This is a genomic window from Aeromicrobium marinum DSM 15272, assembly GCF_000160775.2.
In the GTDB taxonomy this organism is placed as follows: domain Bacteria; phylum Actinomycetota; class Actinomycetes; order Propionibacteriales; family Nocardioidaceae; genus Aeromicrobium; species Aeromicrobium marinum.
In genome coordinates this window covers 2,174,126-2,190,050 of the sequence record NZ_CM001024.1, presented here as the reverse complement: position 1 = coordinate 2,190,050, position 15,925 = coordinate 2,174,126, and the positions used below count along the sequence as shown (strand labels likewise).

Below are 15,925 nucleotides of genomic sequence, written 5' to 3'. Positions count from 1 at the left end.
CGGGGGTGGTTTCGAGGCTCGCAGGCTCGCACCTCAACCACCGGGGTCTGGGGTCAGGCGCGGGTGACGACGCAGTCGGAGAGCGCCGGGCGCGCGTCCTCGCCGACCGTGGCGGTGACGACGATGCCCTCCGGCTCGTCCCAAGCGCTGATGGAGAGCGTCTCGCCCGGGAACACCACGCCGGCGAACCGGGCGGCGAAGCTGCCGACCGCGGCGGCGTCGCCGTCGAGCAGCAGGTCGACGACCTCCCGCAGGACGATGCCGTAGGTGCACAGCCCGTGCAGGATCGGCGCCGGGAACCCGGCCGCCTCGGCGAAGCCCGGGTCGGCGTGCAGCGGGTTGCGGTCGCCGCACAAGCGGTACAGCAGGGCCTGCTGGGGGGTGACGGTGTAGGTGGTCGTGGCGTCGGCTGCCCGATCGGGAACGGGCACGGCACTCCCGGTGCCGCGGTCACCGCCCCAACCGCCCTCGCCCTTGACGAAGATCGAGGACCGCACGCGCCACAGCTCGGCGCCGAACGGGCCGGTGGCGACGCCCTCCTGCCAGATGACGGCCGCGCGACCCTTGTCCCAGACGTCGGTGATGCGCGTCGTCAGCGTGGCCGACCCCTCGGTCGGCAACGGGCCGCTCAGGTGGACCTCCTGGGCGCCGTGCACGACCTGGGCCAGGTCGATGTCGCAGCCCGGCAGCTCCAGCGACGGTGCCTCGGTGTCGTGGAAGGTCGGCGCCACCACCGCGAAGCTGGGCAGCACCTGGAGCCCCCCGTTGTCGGACACGGGGGAGTCGAGCGTCCAGCGCAGGGCGTCGGCAGAGGTGAAGTCGCCGGGACGGGACCCGGCGCCGACGCCGAGGTGGTACAGCAGCACGTCGCTGGCCGACCACGCGAACTCCCGGGTGCCCACCACGGCCCCGATCGCGACCGACGGGTCGATCGGCATCAGGCGTCCTGCTCCGCGCGGGCGGCGATGTGCTCGGCCGCGAGGTAGCCGAAGGTCATGGCCGGGCCGATCGTGGCGCCCGGGCCGGCATAGGTGCGACCCATGACGGCCGACGAGCAGTTGCCGGCGGCGTACAGCCCCTCGATCACCGTGCCGTCGGGCCGCAGGGCGCGGGCCTGCTCGTCGGTGACGATCCCGCCCTTGGTGCCCAGGTCGCCCGGCACGATCTGCACGGCGTAGAAGGGCCCCTGGTCGATGCGGTGCAGCGACGGGTTGGGGGTGACCTTGGGGTCGGAGTAGTACTGGTCGTAGGCGCTCTCGCCGCGGTGGAAGTCCTCGTCGACACCGGTGGCCGCGAAGCCGTTGAACCGGTCGACCGTGGCGGTGAGCGCCTCGGCCGGGACGTCGATCTCGGCGGCCAGCGCAGCCAGGGAGTCGGCCTTGCGCACCACGCCGCTCTTGAGCCAGCGACCCGGGAACGGCTGCCGGGGCGCGAGGCCCGCGAACAGGTACTTGTTGCGGTACCGCTGGTCGATGACCATCCACGCGGGCACGTGGGAGACGCCGGTGGCCTCGCCCCGGTAGATCTCGTGGGTCGCCTCGACGTAGGGCAGGGCCTCGTTCATGAACCGGCGGCCGGCGGAGTTGACGATGATCGAGCCCGGCAGGTTGCGCTCGGCCAGGCAGAACCAGGGGCCGGACGGCAGCGGGATGGTGGGGCCCCACCACGCGTCGTCCATCAGGTCGGTGGCTGCGCCGACGGCGATGCCGGCCTCGATGCCGGCGCCGGTGTTGTACGGGGACCCGGTGCTCCACCCGGCGTCGGTCGGGTGGGGGAGCAGCTTCTCGCGCAGGGCCTCGCTCTTCTCGAACCCGCCCGAGCCGAGGATCACGCCGTGGCGGGCGCGGTAGACGACCTCCTCGCCGTCGCGCACCGCGGTGACCCCCACGACCCGGCCGTCCTCGACGACGAGGTCGGTCAGCGGGGTGTCGTAGTGCACGGGGACACCGGCGTCCATCAGCCCCTTGCGCAGGCTGATCGTGAGGGCGTTGCCCATCGCGTACATCTTGCGGCCGCGCAGGGTGTTGACCATCCTTGCGCCGATGATGCGCGCCATGGTGAACCAGCCTCGCAGGCCCAGGCTGATCTTGCGGAAGTCGGCCTGCATGACGATGAGGTTGGCCGGCGCCTTGGTGTACGGCGGGTGCAGGTGCTCCAGCTCGGCACCCAGGACGCGGCCGTCCATCGGCACCGGTTCCACGCTGCGGCCGTCCGCCCGGCCACCCGGGCGCTCGGGCAGGTAGTCGGAGTACCGGGGGACCCACGCCAGCTTCAGCGGGGTGTGGTCCAGCACGAAGTCGATGACCTCGGGGCCGCGGTCGACGAAGGTGTCGCGGCGCGCCTTCGGCACGGTGTCGCCAACGATCGCGTCGAGGTACTCCTTGGACCGGTCCGCGTCGTCCTCGGCGACCTGACCGGCGGAGCGGAGTGCACGGTTGCCGGGGACCCAGACGCCGCCGCCCGACCGTGCGGTGGAACCACCGAAGTGCTCGCTCTTCTCGATGAGGACGGTGTCGAGGCCACGCTTGGCGGCGGCGAGGGCGGCGGTCATGCCCGCTCCTCCGGCGCCGACGACGACGACGTCGTAGGTGTGTTCCATCGGACCTCCGGTCGGGGCTGGGTTCCGCAAAACTGTAACAGGTTCTAGTATGGCGAGGTGTCCTCCACCCAGGCAGATCCCACGGCCGTCGCGGCCGCCACCGACCGGCTGGCGCTGGCCCTGCGGACCCGGGTGCCGTGCGCTGCGGTCCGCGACCTGATCGGCACCGACGACCTGGCCGCGGCGTACGCCGTGCAGCAGGGTCTGGTGCGGGACCGGTTGGCCGCCGGCGCGACCGTGGTGGGCCGCAAGATCGGCGCCACCTCGGTGGCCGTCCAGCAGCAGCTCGGGGTCGACCAGCCCGACTTCGGCTACCTGCTCAGCGACATGGACGTGAGCCACGGCACCGACGGCACCCCGATCTCGATGCGCACCCTGCTGCAGCCGCGGGTCGAGGCAGAGGTCGCGTTCCGACTCGGCGCCGACATCGACGTGCCCGAGGAGCAGATCACCCTCGACCTCGTCCGCGCCGCGGTCGACGTGGCGCTCCCGGCGCTGGAGATCGTCGACTCCCGCATCGCCGACTGGGACATCGAGTTCACCGACACCGTCGCCGACAACGCGTCGAGCGGCCTCTACGTCGTCGGTGACGCCGGGCTCCCGCTCGGTGAGATCGAGCCGCGGGACGTCCTGATGAGCCTGACCATCAACGACGAGGAGCGCTCGTCGGGCACCGGTGCGGCCTGCCTCGGCGATCCGCTGGAGGCCCTCCGGTGGCTCGCCGTCCAGGCCGCCCGCTTCGGGGACCCACTGCGGGCCGGCCACCTGATCCTGTCCGGGGCCCTCGGCCCCTTCGTGCCGTTCGCCGCGGGTGACCGCGTCACGGCGTCCATCAGCGGGTTCGAGCCCCTGACCGTGTCGTTCGAGGAGTGAGCACCAGATGAGCACCAAGGTCACCGCAGCCATCGTCGGGCCGGGCAACATCGGCACCGACCTGCTGTACAAGCTGCTCCGCAGCGACACGATCGAACCCCGGTGGATGATCGGCGTCGATCCCACGTCCGAGGGCCTCGAGCTGGCCCGCAAGCGCGGCGTCGAGGCGTCGCACGAGGGGGTCGACTGGTTGCTGAAGGGTGACGAGCTGCCCGACCTGATCTTCGAGGCCACCTCGGCGTACGTGCACCGCGAGTACGCGCCCCGCTACGCCGAGGCGGGCATCCGGGCGATCGACCTGACCCCCGCAGCCGTGGGTCCGGCGGTCATCCCGCCGGTCAACGGCGAGGAGCACGTCACGGCGATGAACGTCAACATGATCACCTGCGGCGGTCAGGCCACGATCCCGATGGTCAACGCGGTCTCGCGGGTCACCGCCGTGCCCTACGCCGAGATCGTCGCGTCGGTCTCCAGCGCCTCGGCCGGACCCGGCACCCGCGCCAACATCGACGAGTTCACCCGCACCACCAGTGCCGGGGTCGAGACGATCGGCGGGGCCGAGCGCGGCAAGGCGATCATCATCCTCAACCCGGCCGACCCGCCGATGATCATGCGCGACACGATCTTCTGCGGGGTGTCGGCCGACGCCGACCGCGACGCGATCAGCGAGTCGGTGTTCCGCATGGCCGCCGCAGTGCAGGAGTACGTGCCGGGCTACCGCCTGCTGCAGGACCCGCAGTTCGACGACGCGTCGGCCGCCACGCAGGGCATGACGAAGGTCAGCATCTTCGTCGAGGTGGAGGGCGCGGGCGACTACCTGCCCCCGTACGCCGGCAACCTCGACATCATGACCGCCGCCGCGGCCCGGGTCGGCGAGTCGATCGCGAAGGAGATCGCACGATGAACGCACCCGCTCCCGTCTCCGGTGTGGACCGCTCGGTCGACGTGCTGCCCCGCACCTGGTCGCAGACCGACCCCACCAGCGACCTCGACCTGCGCCTGACCGACACCTGCCTGCGAGACGGCTCGCACCACAAGCGGCACCAGTTCGTGCCCGACGAGGTGCGCAGCATCGTGGGTGCGCTCGACGCCGCGGGCATCCCGGTCATCGAGGTGACCCACGGCGACGGCCTGGGCGGTTCGTCGTTCAACTACGGCTTCTCGCGGACGCCCGAGCAGGAGCTGATCAAGCTCGCGGCCGAGACCGCGACCCGGGCCCGCATCGCGTTCCTCATGCTGCCCGGTGTCGGCACCAAGGACGACATCCGCGCCGCCCAGGACAACGGTGGCCAGATCTGTCGCATCGCGACGCACTGCACCGAGGCCGACACCTCCCGGCAGCACTTCGGGCTGGCGCGTGAGCTGGGCCTGGAGACCGTCGGCTTCCTCATGATGAGCCACACGCAGTCGCCGGAGACCCTGGCCCGGCAGGCACGCATCATGGTCGACGCCGGGTGCCAGTGCGTCTACGTCGTCGACTCCGCCGGTGCGCTGGTCATGGAGGGGGTCGCCGACCGGGTGGCCGCGGTGGTCGCCGAGATCGGTGGCGAGGCGACGGTCGGCTTCCACGGCCACGAGAACCTCGGGCTCGGCGTCGCCAACACGGTGATCGCCGCCCGTGCCGGGGCGACCCAGATCGACGGGTCCGTGCGGCGCTTCGGTGCCGGGGCCGGCAACACGCCGCTCGAGGCGTTCATCGGGGTCGCTGACAAGCTCGGCTGGAACACCGGGGTCGACTTCCTGCAGATCGTCGACGCCGCCGAGGACGTGGTGCGTCCGGCCATGCCCGAGGAGTGCACGCTCAACCGGATGACGCTGATGATGGGCTACGCGGGCGTGTACTCGTCGTTCCTCAAGCACGCGGGCAACGCCGCGGAGCGGTACGACGTGTCGGGCGCCAAGATCCTGCTCGAGGCCGGCCGGCGCCAGCTGATCGGCGGCCAGGAGGATCAGCTGATCGACATCGCCCTGATGCTCAAGGCCGGCGGCGGTCAGTGACTCAGCCGTGACCAAGTACATGTTCGCCCTGTGGGGCGACGGCGCCGGGGCGTTGCTCGGCGCCGGGCCGCGCGAGGAGCTCGCCGCTGCCGGGGTGACCCGGTTGCAGGTCAACCTCGACGACGAGCCGGTGGCCCAGGCCATGCGGATCCCGACGACAGAGCCGGCCATCTCGGCCGTCGTGAGCGTGTGGACCGCGTCCGGGCCGACCGGGCTCGGCGACGTCCTGGCCGTGCTGGGGGAGTCGTCGGACCGGGTGGCCGGATGGCAGGTCGACGAACGCCGACCGATCGACCCGCCCGAGATGGGCGAAGGCGTCCGGGCCGACGCCCTGGCCAACGTCGCCCTGCTGCGTCGCCCGGCCGAGCTGACCCACGAGGAGTGGCTGCACCGCTGGTTGGTCGACCACACCCCGGTCGCCATCGCCACGCAGGCGACCTTCGGCTACCTGCAGAACGTGGTGGTCGAGGCGGTGACCCCCGAAGCCCCGCCGGTGGCCGCGCTGGTCGAGGAGCTGTTCCCGGCCGCGGCCGTCAGCGACATGCACGCCTTCTACGGCAGCGACGGCGACGACGCCGAGCTGACCGACCGCCTCACCCGGCTGATGGACAGCGTCACGCGGATCGGCGCCGACCGCGACCTCGACCTCGTGCCCTCCAGTCGCTACCTGTTCGACCCCCTCTGACGGCCACCCTCCCGCCGGGCGGTGGATCTGAGACCGAATAGCCCCTCATTCGGTCCCGTTTCCACCTGCCGGGCCATTCGGTCGCGAATCCACCGCCCGGCGGGGAGGACGGATGCCGCGGTAGATGCCGCGGCGGACGATGAGGCCCTGCAGGATCCGGCGGATCGTCCAGGCGGGGAACCGGTAGGCCCGGCCGTCGGTCGCGAAGACCTGGAGTCCGTCGGGCTGCACGCCGACGACTGAGCCCCAGCGGCCTCGAGGTGGCCGGTAGGCCCGCAACGGACGCCCGCGCAGCTCGGCCCGGATGTTGCGGGCGAGGAGCTTGTCGGCGCGGTTGCGGGCCGAGCTGCGGAGCGGGTCGGTGGCGGCGACGTCGCCGATCGCGTAGACGCCCACGTGCCCGGGCACCCGTAGGTCCGGCCCGACCGCGACGAATCCCTGCTCGTCGAGCAGAGACCGGGGCAGCCACGCGGTGTTGGGCCGCACCCCACCGATCGTCCACAGCACGGCGTCGGCCGACACCGGCTCCTGGCCGGTGCTCCAGGCGATCGTCCCCTCGGTGATCCGGTCACCGTCGAAGCCGTCGGGCACCACCGCGCGGTGGCCGGGGTGCAGGCCGACCCCGTGCTCGACCAGGCGAGCACGCAGGGTCCGCCAGACCCGCGGGTGGTGCTGCAAGAGCGGGCGCTCACCCGGGAAGTACAGGTCGACCTGCTTCTCGGACCACCGGGTCGCGAGGTTCAGGGCGCTGCTCACCGCCGCGGCGCCGCCACCGACCACGGCGATCGACGCAGCAGCAGCCAGACGGGCGTGCGTCGCGTCGAGTCCCGAGGCGACGTCGTCGGCGGTCAGCAGATCAGGCCGTCGCCAGAAGCCGTTGGTCACGCCGGTCGCGATCACGAGGACGTCGAACGGCTCCTCCCGGGCAGCTCCATCCGCGTCGGTGACCTGCACCGACCGCCCGTCGAGGTCGAGGCCGGTCAGCGTGCCGTGGACGATCCGCACCGGGTCGAGGCGTCGGAAGCGTTCGAAGGAGATCCAGTAGTCGCGCACCCAGTCGTGCGGCCGGGCGAGCCGCACGCCCAGCTCCTGGCCACTGACCAGGCCGGGGCGCGACGAGATGCCGACGACCTCGGCGCGCCGGGCGAGGTGGATGGCCGTGAGCAGGCCGCTGTCGCCCAACCCGGCGACCACCACCCGCGGCGTGCTCACACCGAGGTGCGGTCGCGGCGCGGGGGCCGCGGGACGAACCTCGGCACCCGGTCGATCACGTCGGAGTAGCTGGGCCGCCGCTCGAGGCTGCGCTTCTCCATCAGCGGGATGCTGGCGGCCTGCAGCAGCAGGCACATCGCTGCAGCACCCACGAAGATCCACCACCACGTGTCGGGGTCGGCGGCGAGCCCGAAGATCGCCAGCGACAACCAGAAGCTGAACTCGCCGAAGTAGTTGGGATGCCGCGACCAGGCCCAGAGCCCCCGGTCCATCGCCTCGCCGGGCTGCCGGGTGCGCGCGAACCGGTACATCTGCAGGTCGGCGACGAACTGCAGCACCACGGCGCCGACTCCGACCAGCACGGCCAGCAGGTCGAGCAGGCCGAGGTCGCGACCCGTGCGGGTCACCACGACGTAGGCCGGCACCATGCCGAGGAACACCTGCAGCGTGGGGACGACGTGGATCGCCATGAGGTCGACGACCGCCTCGGCCCGGCCGGCCTGGTTGCGCAGCTGCGGGTACCGCCAGTCCTCGTGGTGCAGTCCGGGGAATGCGTAGATCCAGTTGCCGGTGAGCCGGATCGCCCAGAACATGATGACGCCGAGCACGAGCCACGAGCGCGGGTCGTCGACGGGGGCGTCGGAGCGGATCCACCAGCCGATCATCAGCAGCGGCGGCAGCACGCTCCAGTACGCGTCGTAGAAGCTGGAGTTGTGGTGCAGGCGGCTGGCGACGAACACCACGACCGTCGCGATGAGGTCGGCGATCAGTCCGTCGAGCCACAACCACGCGGTCTCGGGGCCCGCGAAGAACCAGGCGCCGCCGGCTCCGAACGCCACGACGTACGCGATCGCGACCCTGGTCAGCGACTCGGCCTTGCTCATGCGGGGGGTGTCCATGGCCCTGACGGTACCTAGAACGTGTTCCAGTTCACAGCGTTTCGCCCGGATGGACGTCTGCTAGAACGTGTTCTAGTATTGGGGTCAGGACCTCGAAGGAGCTGACGATGAGCCAAGCTGTGCTGGACGGTGTGCGCGACCTGCTGCCCGGATTCCGTGACCGTGCGGAGGAGACCGACCGCCTGAGGCAGGTGCCGGAGGCGTCGGTCAAGGAGCTCGACGAGGTCGGCTTCTTCAAGCTGCTCCAGCCGAAGCGCTTCGAGGGCCTGGAGTCCGACCCGCTCGACTTCTACTCCGCGATCAGCATGATCGCGTCGGCGTGCGGCTCCACCGGCTGGATCTGCTCGGTCGTCGGCGTCCACCCGTGGCAGATCGCGCTGTTCCACGACGACGCGCAGCAGGCGGTGTGGGGTGAGGACACCTCCACCCGCGTCAGCTCGTCCTACGCGCCCACCGGCAAGGCCACCGTCACCGACGGCGGCTACCTGCTGCAGGGCCGCTGGAGCTTCTCGTCGGGCTCCGCACACTGCTCGTGGGTGCTGCTCGGTGGCCTGGTGTTCGACGAGGCCGGCCAGATCGTCGACTTCAAGACCTTCCTGGTGCCGCGCGACAAGTACGAGATCATCGACGTCTGGAACGTCATCGGCCTCGCCGGCACCGGCTCCAACGACATCGTGGTCGCCGAGACCTTCATCCCCGAGGAGTTCACGCTCTCGATGAGCGAGACCGGCCGCTGCGTCGGCCCGGGCCAGGAGCAGAACCCCGGCGACCTGTACAAGATGCCGTTCCACTCGCTGTTCACCACCGCGATCACCGCGCCGATCGTGGGCATGGCCCGCGGCGCGTACGCCGAGCACGTCGAGATGCAGCAGAAGCGCGTCCGCGCGGCCTACGCCGGCGAGAAGGCGTCGTCGGACCCGTTCGCGGCCGTCCGCATCGCCCGTGCCTCCAGCCAGATCGACGGCGCCTGGGCGCTGTGTATGTCCAACATCCGCGAGGAGCAGGCCCACGTGGCCAAGGGCGAGAAGATCCCGCTGTCCCTGCGCCTGCGGGTCCGGCGCGACCAGGTGCTCGGCACGCAGCGGGCGATCGACGCGATCGACGAGCTGTTCGAGGCTTCCGGCGGCCGCGCGCTCGCCACCGGCACCTACCTCCAGCGGGCATGGCGCGACGCGCATGCCGGCCGGGTGCACGCGGCCAACGATCCCGAGCGTGCGCTGCAGATGTACGGCATGTTCGAGTTCGGTCACAAGGTCGACCCCGGGATGTACTGATGGCGGGCCCGGAGCAGTCGGGGGCTGGCCGGGCCGGCCTCGACCGGGAGAGCACCCGCCGTTCGGCCAAGGCCGGCGAGCTGACCCTCAACTACTACGAGGCCGGCGCACCGACCCCGCTCGGTGGCGGGCTCCCGCTCGTGATGCTGCACGGCGGCGGTCCCGGTGCCTCGGCCTGGTCGAACTTCGGTCCGGCCCTGCCGGGCTTCGCCGAGGACTTCCGCACGATCCTGGTCGACCAGCCCGGGTTCGGGCAGAGCGACAAGCCGCCGGTCGTCGGCAACTACTTCCGGTTCTCGGCCACGGTGCTCAAGGACTTCCTCGACGAGCTGGGCATCGACCGCATCCACCTGCTCGGCAACAGCCTGGGTGGCGGCACGGCGATGCGCTTCGCGCTGATGTTCCCCGAGCGGGTCGGCCGCCTGGTGCTGATGGGACCCGGCGGGCTCTCGCTCAACCTGTTCCACGCCGACCCCACCGAGGGCGTCAAGCGTCTGATGGACTTCTCCATGGCGCCGTCGGAGGACGCGCTGCGGGCCTTCATCTCCACGATGGTGGTCGACCAGTCCCTGGTCACCGCCGAGCTGGTGGCGCAACGGTTCGCCGACGCCACCGCACCGGGCGCGCAGGAGGCCCTGCAGTCGATGGGCATGTCGTTCTGGAACCCCGACAGCTACGAGGACGGTCTGCTGTGGCGCGACGCCCACCAGCTGCGCCGGCCGACGCTGCTCACGTGGGGCCGTGAGGACCGGGTCAACCCGCTCGACGGTGCCCTCGTGGCACTCAAGATGATCCCGAAGGCGACGCTGCACGTCTTCCCGAACTGCGGGCACTGGGCCCAGATCGAGGCGGCCGAGGAGTTCCGCCAGGTCTGCACGGCCTACCTGTCCCGCCACGTCGAACGACCGAGGGGCCAGGGGGATCCTGCATGATCGACATCAGATCGATGGGGTACGCGCGGGTCGGGTCCACCGACCTGGAGGCGTGGCGCCACTTCGCCGTCAAGGTGCTCGGGCTGGCCGAGGGCCGCGGTCCGACACCTGCGAACCTGTACTTCCGGATCGACGAGGTCTCCGCCCGGCTGGTCGTCGTGCCGGCCGAGGAGGACCGGCTCGACTGCGTCGGCTGGGAGCTCGCCGACCACGACGCCCTGCAGGCCGCGCGTGAGCACCTGATCAAGGCGGGCGTCGACTTCACCGAGGGCACCGCCGAGGAGCTGGCCGACCGCCGGGTCCAGGAGATGCTCCGGTTCACCGACCCCTCGGGCAACGTGTTCGAGCTGTTCCACGGCATCACCTACGAGTCGCGGCCCGTGGTCACGCCGTACGCCGCCCGGTTCGTCACCGGCGAGCAGGGCATGGGCCATGTGGTCGTGCCGGTCGACGACGACGTGGAGGCGCTGCGCTTCTACCGTGACGTGCTCGGTTTCCGGCTGCGCGACTCCATGAGCATGCCGGGCGAGTTCGTCGGCAAGGAGCCGGGCTCCAAGGTGTGGCTCCGCTTCCTGGGGGTCAACCCGCGCCACCACTCGCTGGCGTTCCTGCCGATGCCGAACCCGAGCCGATGCGTGCACCTGATGCTCGAGGTCGAGAAGCTCGACGACGTCGGACGCGCCCTGGAGCGGGTGCGCAAGCACGGTGCGCCGCTATCGGCGACCCTCGGCCGGCACATGAACGACGAGATGGTGTCGTTCTACGTCAGGTCGCCGGGCGGGTTCGACATCGAGTTCGGCTGCGAGGGCCTGACCGTCGACGACCAGCGCTGGGTGGCCCGCGAGTCGACCGCCGTCTCGTACTGGGGCCACGCGTTCGGCCAGTCGGGCTAGGGGGCCGCATGGGATCCGTGACAGGTTCAGGGGTGCCGGACGGCATGAACCCCGACGCGGCCGTGTCGTGGCCGCCCCGGGAGCTGATCGACTCCTTCATGGGCGCCGAGAACGGTGAGTTCGCGTGGCTCCCGGGCGAGGTCGTGCACTTCGACAACGAGGCCGCCCAGGCCGCCGCGCTCACGTTCCGTGACGTGCTCGGCCGCTACGCCAGCGGCGTCACCGTGGTCACGACCGTGCACGGCGGTGCGCCCGTGGGCATGACCTGCCAGTCGTTCACCAGCGTCTCGCTCGACCCGCCCCTGGTCGCGTTCCTGCCCATGAAGACCTCGCGGGCCTTCGCCGCGATCCAGCTGGCCCGCCGCTTCTGCGTCAACTTCCTGGCCGCCGACCAGGCCGCGGTGTCCAACGCGTTCGCCTCCCGGGCCGACGACAAGTTCGCCGGCATCGACTGGCATCCCACCGCCGGCGGCATGCCGCTGCTCGACGGTGTCGTCGGGTGGGTCGACTGCTCGATCCACGCCGTCCACGAGACCGGCGACCATTACCTCGTGATCGGCCGCATCGAGGACCTCGGCACCGGAGACTCCACCGCGCCGCTGCTGTACCACCGCGGCGCGTACCGCACGACGGACGACGGCTGACGGCTCCGCCTCAGGGATCGACGACCGTGCAGCGGGTGCCGGTGTAGATCGTCGGCATGCACTGGTTGCAGTGGATGCAGGCGCCCCGGGTGGTCTCGCCGGCCTGCATCCGGTTGACCAGGTCGGGTTCGCGCAGGAGCGCACGGCCCATCGCCACGAACTCGAAACCCTCCGCCATGGCGCGGTCCATCGTGGCGCGGTCGTTGATGCCGCCGAGGGCGATCAGCGGCATGTCCACGGCCGCGCGGAAGGTCAGGGCCTTGTCGCGCAGGAACCCCTCCTCGAACGGGTACTCCTTGAAGAACCGCTTGCCGACCGGGGTCCGCAGGCCGAGCCGCACGGGCAGCGGCATGTGGGCCGCGAACTCCTTCAGCGGCACGTCGCCGCGGAACAGGTACATGGGGTTCAGCAGCGAGCTGCCGGCGCTCAGCTCGAGCGCGTCCAGGTGGCCGTCGGCCTCCAGCATCCGCGCGAACTCGACGCTCTCGGGCATCGAGAAGCCGGCGGGGGAGCCCTCGGTCATGCCGATCTTCGCGGTCACGGCGACTGCGTCGCCCACCTCCTCGCGCACGGCCCGGGCGACGTCGCGGGCGAACCGGGCACGGTTCTCCAGCGACCCGCCCCACCGGTCGGTGCGGCGGTTCTGCTTCGGCGCGAGGAACGAGCTGAGCAGGTAGCCGTGCGCCATGTGGATCTCGAGGACGTCGAATCCGGTCTCGACCATGAGCCGGGCCGACCGCACGTAGTCGGCGGTGATCCGGGCGATGTCGGCCGCGGAGGGCGACCGGATCATCTGCAGGCTGAGGGGAGACGGCATGCGCGAAGCGGCGAGCGCGTGCACCCCGTTGGACCGGCCGTCGGCGACCGGTCCGGCGTGGCCGAGCTGACCGGCGATCCTCGCCCCGGTGGAGTGCACCGCGTCCGTGAGTCGGGCGAGGCCGGGGGCCGACCGCTCGTCGACGACGATCACGTCGCGGTACGTGCGACCCTCCGGCGCGACGGCCAGGTAGGCGACCGTCGTCAGGCCGACCCCGCCCCGCGACGGCGCGAGGTGGTAGTCGATCAGGTCGTCCGTGACGAGACCGCCCGGCGTCCGACCCTCGAAGGTGGCGGCCTTGACGGTGCGGTTGCGCAGGCGGACCGGCCCCAGGACCGCGGGCTCGAAGACGTCGGTGGCCATGTCGTGAGCCCTTCCTCGCACCAGAACACTAGAACACGTTCTACATTAGACCCATGCGCAACGGCATCGTGCTCTTCACCTCAGACCGCGGCATCACGCCGGCCGACCTCGCCCGGGCCGCGGAGGCCCGCGGCTTCGACACGATCTACGTGCCCGAGCACACCCACATCCCGGTGAAGCGGGAGGCACTCCACCCGACGGGCGGTGAGCAGCTGCCCGACGACCGCTACCTGCGGACGCTCGACCCGTGGACCTCGCTGGCCACGTGCGCCGCCGTGACCACCCGGATCGGCCTGTCGACCGCGGTCTGCCTGCCCGTCGAGTCCGACCCGCTCACGCTCGCCAAGACGCTGGCGACCCTCGACCACCTGTCCGGCGGTCGGGTCACGATCGGCGCCGGGTTCGGGTGGAACACCGACGAGCTGGCCGACCACGGCGTGCCGGCCGGCAAGCGCCGGACCGTCCTGAAGGAGTACCTCGAGGCGATGCGCGCCCTGTGGACCCAGGAGGAGGCGTCGTACTCCGGCGAGTTCGTCTCCTTCGGCCCCAGCTGGGCGTACCCGAAGCCGCCGCAGGGGCAGATCCCCGTGATCATCGGCGCCGGCGGCGGGCCCAAGACCATGAAGTGGATCGCCCAGCACGCCGACGGCTGGATGACGACCCCCATCGAGACCGACATCGCCGCCAAGGCCGAGCTGCTGCGCACCGAGTGGGCGGCGGCCGGTCGTGACGGTGAACCCGACGTGCGGATCCTGGTGGCCAAGAAGCCGACCGCCGAGGACTTCGCCGACTGGGGGGCGGCCCGCGCCACCGAGCTGATCTGGGGCGTGCCCGACCTCGGGGAGGACGAGGTGATGGCCTACCTCGACAAGCTCGCCTCCCGACTCGGCCTGAGCGCGCCCGCGTGAGGCTCTCGGCCGAGTCGTTCTCGCAGCTCGACCTCACCACCGCGGAGGTCGAGGCCGCCGAGCGCCTCTACGGGGCGCTGACCGGCGACATCCGCCGGCTCGTCGACGTCGCGATCCGCACCGGGGTGGACGCCGGCCGGGTCGAGCAGGCCCGTGAGCTCGTCCGTCGGGCCACGACGATCCTCGCCGAGGACGCCCCGCCGGACCCGGCCGGCATCCACTTCAACGCCGAGGGTCGATCGTGGAACTGGGGCAACGCGGTCGTGGGGGTGCGCAACGCGATCGCACCGCCGGTGGTCCTGACGTGGGACGACGACGGGTCGGTGTTCTCCGAGGTCGAGCTGGGCGTGGCCTACGAGGGTCCGCCGGGCTGCGTGCACGGCGGTGTGTCGGCCCTGGTGCTGGACCACCTGATGGGGGAGACGGCCAGCGCGGAGCACACCCGGCTGATCGTCACCGGCACCCTCACCCTGCGCTACCTCCGGCCGCTGCCCCTCGGCACGGTGCACATGCGCGCGCGGATCACCCGTGAGGACGAGCGCAAGGTCACCGTCACCGCCCACCTCAGCGACGCCGCCGGCGACGACCGACCCGCCGTGGAGGCGACCGGACTGTTCATCCGGCCGAGCTGGGTCCGACCCGACTCGGTCGCCGGGTCGTTGGACTGAGGCCGGTCAGACCAGGGCGGCGCGGTGGTGGTGGGGCAGGCCGAACAGCTGGTTCAGCGCCTGGGCCCGCTTGAACACCAGGTGGGCGTCGTGCTCCCAGGTGATGGCGATTCCGCCGTGCAGCTGGACGGTCTCGGCGGCCACCGCCGTCACGGCGTCCTTGGCGTACGACGCGGCCGACGCGACCAGGCGGTCGGCGTCCGGGGTGTCGTGCACGACGGCCTGGACCGCGGCCCACGCGCCGGCCTGCGTCACCTGCACCAGGACCAGCAGGTCGGCCATCCGGTGCTTGAGGGCCTGGAACGACGCCAGCGGGCGGCCGAACTGCTCGCGCTGCTGCGTGTACCCCACGGTCATGTCGAGGCCGCGGCGGGCGCACCCGCTCGCGAGCGCCGTGGTCGCCAGGGTGCCGGCGCGGTGGGCCGCCGCCAGCGCGGCCGTGGCGTCGGCGGCGACCAGACGCGCGGGAGCGCCTTCGAGGTCCAGGGTGGCGAAGCCCGAGGTGGGGTCCATCCCTGACACCCGCTCCAGGTGCACACCCGGTGCGGCCGGGTCGACCTCGAACAGGCCCACGCCGTCGTCGTGGTGGGCGGCAACCAGCAGGATCTCGGCCGCGTCGCCGTTCAGCACCGGCGCCACCGAGCCGCTGAGCCGTCCATCGGCGTGCCGCACGCCCACGGTCGCTGCCACGGTGTCGGTGGTCCCGGACCAGGCCAAGGTGGCAACTGCGCCGGCGGCGATGCGCTCCAGCAGGTCGTCGGCCCCGCCCGCCGCGACCAGGACGGCGCTCGTGACGACCGAGGCCAGGAGGGGCGACGGGGTGAGCGCCCGGCCGAGCTCCTCGAGGACGACGTGGGTCTCCGCGGCGGTGAAGCCGGCGCCCCCACATTCCTCCGGCACGGCCAGGGCGGCCACGCCGAGCTGGTCGCACAACGTCGACCACAGGGCGGTGTCGAACCCGACGGGCCCGGCCATCGCGCTCCGCACGGCCCGACTGTCGGAGCGGCGCTCCAGCAGCTGCCGGACCGACCGGGCCAGCTCGAGGTGCTCGGGGGTGGGGACCGGGTCAGTCATGAGCGACCCGGTTCTGTTCGCCAAGGAGCGCAGCGACTGTGAGGACGAAGTCCGAGGCGAACCCCCGAGCGGGCAGGCCCGGGTGG

General features: G+C 71.7%; 16 protein-coding genes. 10 read left to right on the top strand and 6 right to left on the bottom strand.

Annotation, left to right across the window (positions count from 1 at the left end):
- Positions 1–53: 53 nt before the first annotated feature.
- On the bottom strand, positions 54–938 hold the full coding sequence (locus tag HMPREF0063_RS11120; protein ID WP_007078774.1) for a MaoC/PaaZ C-terminal domain-containing protein: 885 nt from the start codon (positions 936–938) through the stop codon (positions 54–56).
- Complete coding sequence (gene kstD, locus HMPREF0063_RS11115) at positions 938–2,599, bottom strand: 3-oxosteroid 1-dehydrogenase (protein WP_007078773.1); 1,662 nt, start codon at positions 2,597–2,599, stop codon at positions 938–940. The genes HMPREF0063_RS11120 and kstD overlap by 1 nt, the downstream gene beginning before the upstream one ends.
- Before the next feature lie 57 nt (positions 2,600–2,656).
- Between kstD and HMPREF0063_RS11110 the strand changes: the two genes are divergently transcribed.
- From HMPREF0063_RS11110 to HMPREF0063_RS11095, 4 genes are read left to right on the top strand one after another with little or no spacing between them, the layout of a single operon-like run.
- Positions 2,657–3,472 (top strand): 2-keto-4-pentenoate hydratase, encoded by an 816-nt coding sequence (locus HMPREF0063_RS11110; RefSeq protein WP_007078772.1) that lies wholly within the window; start codon positions 2,657–2,659, stop codon positions 3,470–3,472.
- A gap of 7 nt (positions 3,473–3,479) precedes the next feature.
- The gene (locus HMPREF0063_RS11105; RefSeq protein ID WP_007078771.1) at positions 3,480–4,376 is read left to right on the top strand and encodes an acetaldehyde dehydrogenase (acetylating); all 897 of its coding nucleotides are present in this window, start codon (positions 3,480–3,482) and stop codon (positions 4,374–4,376) included.
- Entirely contained in the window at positions 4,373–5,470 is a 1,098-nt protein-coding gene (gene dmpG / locus HMPREF0063_RS11100; RefSeq protein WP_083788909.1) for a 4-hydroxy-2-oxovalerate aldolase, read from the top strand. Before HMPREF0063_RS11105 ends, dmpG begins: the two co-directional genes overlap by 4 nt.
- A 7-nt stretch (positions 5,471–5,477) precedes the next feature.
- On the top strand, positions 5,478–6,155 hold the full coding sequence (locus HMPREF0063_RS11095; RefSeq protein ID WP_007078769.1) for an EthD domain-containing protein: 678 nt from the start codon (positions 5,478–5,480) through the stop codon (positions 6,153–6,155).
- A gap of 45 nt (positions 6,156–6,200) precedes the next feature.
- Here HMPREF0063_RS11095 and HMPREF0063_RS11090 read toward each other — a convergent pair whose 3' ends face one another.
- Both HMPREF0063_RS11090 and HMPREF0063_RS11085 read right to left on the bottom strand, forming a co-directional pair.
- Positions 6,201–7,367, bottom strand: coding sequence for an FAD-dependent oxidoreductase (locus HMPREF0063_RS11090; protein WP_007078768.1), 1,167 nt, complete (start codon positions 7,365–7,367; stop codon positions 6,201–6,203).
- Positions 7,364–8,266 (bottom strand): DUF1295 domain-containing protein, encoded by a 903-nt coding sequence (locus HMPREF0063_RS11085; protein ID WP_007078767.1) that lies wholly within the window; start codon positions 8,264–8,266, stop codon positions 7,364–7,366. Before HMPREF0063_RS11085 ends, HMPREF0063_RS11090 begins: the two co-directional genes overlap by 4 nt.
- Positions 8,267–8,373: 107 nt before the next feature.
- Here HMPREF0063_RS11085 and hsaA point away from each other — a divergent pair, with 107 nt between their 5' ends.
- From hsaA to HMPREF0063_RS11065, 4 genes are read left to right on the top strand one after another with little or no spacing between them, the layout of a single operon-like run.
- Entirely contained in the window at positions 8,374–9,540 is a 1,167-nt protein-coding gene (gene hsaA, locus HMPREF0063_RS11080) for a 3-hydroxy-9,10-secoandrosta-1,3,5(10)-triene-9,17-dione monooxygenase oxygenase subunit (protein WP_007078766.1), read from the top strand.
- Complete coding sequence (gene hsaD, locus HMPREF0063_RS11075; RefSeq protein ID WP_007078765.1) at positions 9,540–10,472, top strand: 4,5:9,10-diseco-3-hydroxy-5,9,17-trioxoandrosta-1(10),2-diene-4-oate hydrolase; 933 nt, start codon at positions 9,540–9,542, stop codon at positions 10,470–10,472. Before hsaA ends, hsaD begins: the two co-directional genes overlap by 1 nt.
- Positions 10,469–11,365 carry an iron-dependent extradiol dioxygenase HsaC gene (gene hsaC / locus HMPREF0063_RS11070; RefSeq protein WP_007078764.1) on the top strand — a complete coding sequence of 299 codons (897 nt, stop codon included), beginning with the start codon at positions 10,469–10,471 and terminating at the stop codon, positions 11,363–11,365. Before hsaD ends, hsaC begins: the two co-directional genes overlap by 4 nt.
- A gap of 8 nt (positions 11,366–11,373) precedes the next feature.
- A complete protein-coding gene (locus tag HMPREF0063_RS11065) occupies positions 11,374–12,009 on the top strand; it encodes a flavin reductase family protein (protein ID WP_245527707.1) in 636 nt (211 codons plus the stop codon).
- 10 nt (positions 12,010–12,019) lie between these two features.
- Here HMPREF0063_RS11065 and HMPREF0063_RS11060 read toward each other — a convergent pair whose 3' ends face one another.
- Positions 12,020–13,189, bottom strand: a complete 1,170-nt coding sequence (locus HMPREF0063_RS11060) for an oxidoreductase (protein WP_007078762.1) — start codon at positions 13,187–13,189, stop codon at positions 12,020–12,022.
- Between the two features lie 53 nt (positions 13,190–13,242).
- Here HMPREF0063_RS11060 and HMPREF0063_RS11055 point away from each other — a divergent pair, with 53 nt between their 5' ends.
- Both HMPREF0063_RS11055 and HMPREF0063_RS11050 read left to right on the top strand, forming a co-directional pair.
- Positions 13,243–14,097: an LLM class F420-dependent oxidoreductase gene (locus HMPREF0063_RS11055; protein WP_007078761.1), complete on the top strand. Its 855-nt coding sequence runs from the start codon at positions 13,243–13,245 to the stop codon at positions 14,095–14,097.
- Positions 14,094–14,765, top strand: coding sequence for a PaaI family thioesterase (locus HMPREF0063_RS11050; protein WP_007078760.1), 672 nt, complete (start codon positions 14,094–14,096; stop codon positions 14,763–14,765). Before HMPREF0063_RS11055 ends, HMPREF0063_RS11050 begins: the two co-directional genes overlap by 4 nt.
- Positions 14,766–14,771: 6 nt before the next feature.
- Here HMPREF0063_RS11050 and HMPREF0063_RS11045 read toward each other — a convergent pair whose 3' ends face one another.
- Positions 14,772–15,839 (bottom strand): acyl-CoA dehydrogenase family protein, encoded by a 1,068-nt coding sequence (locus tag HMPREF0063_RS11045; RefSeq protein WP_007078759.1) that lies wholly within the window; start codon positions 15,837–15,839, stop codon positions 14,772–14,774.
- Positions 15,840–15,925: the final 86 nt, after the last annotated feature.

Coding starts and splice junctions, on each gene's coding strand:
- HMPREF0063_RS11120 (WP_007078774.1), bottom strand. CDS start 938: ATGCCGATCGACCCGTCGGTCGCGATCGGGGCCGTGGTGGGCACCCGG.
- kstD (WP_007078773.1), bottom strand. CDS start 2,599: ATGGAACACACCTACGACGTCGTCGTCGTCGGCGCCGGAGGAGCGGGC.
- HMPREF0063_RS11105 (WP_007078771.1), top strand. CDS start 3,480: ATGAGCACCAAGGTCACCGCAGCCATCGTCGGGCCGGGCAACATCGGC.
- dmpG (WP_083788909.1), top strand. CDS start 4,373: ATGAACGCACCCGCTCCCGTCTCCGGTGTGGACCGCTCGGTCGACGTG.
- HMPREF0063_RS11085 (WP_007078767.1), bottom strand. CDS start 8,266: ATGGACACCCCCCGCATGAGCAAGGCCGAGTCGCTGACCAGGGTCGCG.
- hsaA (WP_007078766.1), top strand. CDS start 8,374: ATGAGCCAAGCTGTGCTGGACGGTGTGCGCGACCTGCTGCCCGGATTC.
- hsaD (WP_007078765.1), top strand. CDS start 9,540: ATGGCGGGCCCGGAGCAGTCGGGGGCTGGCCGGGCCGGCCTCGACCGG.
- hsaC (WP_007078764.1), top strand. CDS start 10,469: ATGATCGACATCAGATCGATGGGGTACGCGCGGGTCGGGTCCACCGAC.
- HMPREF0063_RS11065 (WP_245527707.1), top strand. CDS start 11,374: ATGGGATCCGTGACAGGTTCAGGGGTGCCGGACGGCATGAACCCCGAC.
- HMPREF0063_RS11060 (WP_007078762.1), bottom strand. CDS start 13,189: ATGGCCACCGACGTCTTCGAGCCCGCGGTCCTGGGGCCGGTCCGCCTG.
- HMPREF0063_RS11055 (WP_007078761.1), top strand. CDS start 13,243: ATGCGCAACGGCATCGTGCTCTTCACCTCAGACCGCGGCATCACGCCG.
- HMPREF0063_RS11045 (WP_007078759.1), bottom strand. CDS start 15,839: ATGACTGACCCGGTCCCCACCCCCGAGCACCTCGAGCTGGCCCGGTCG.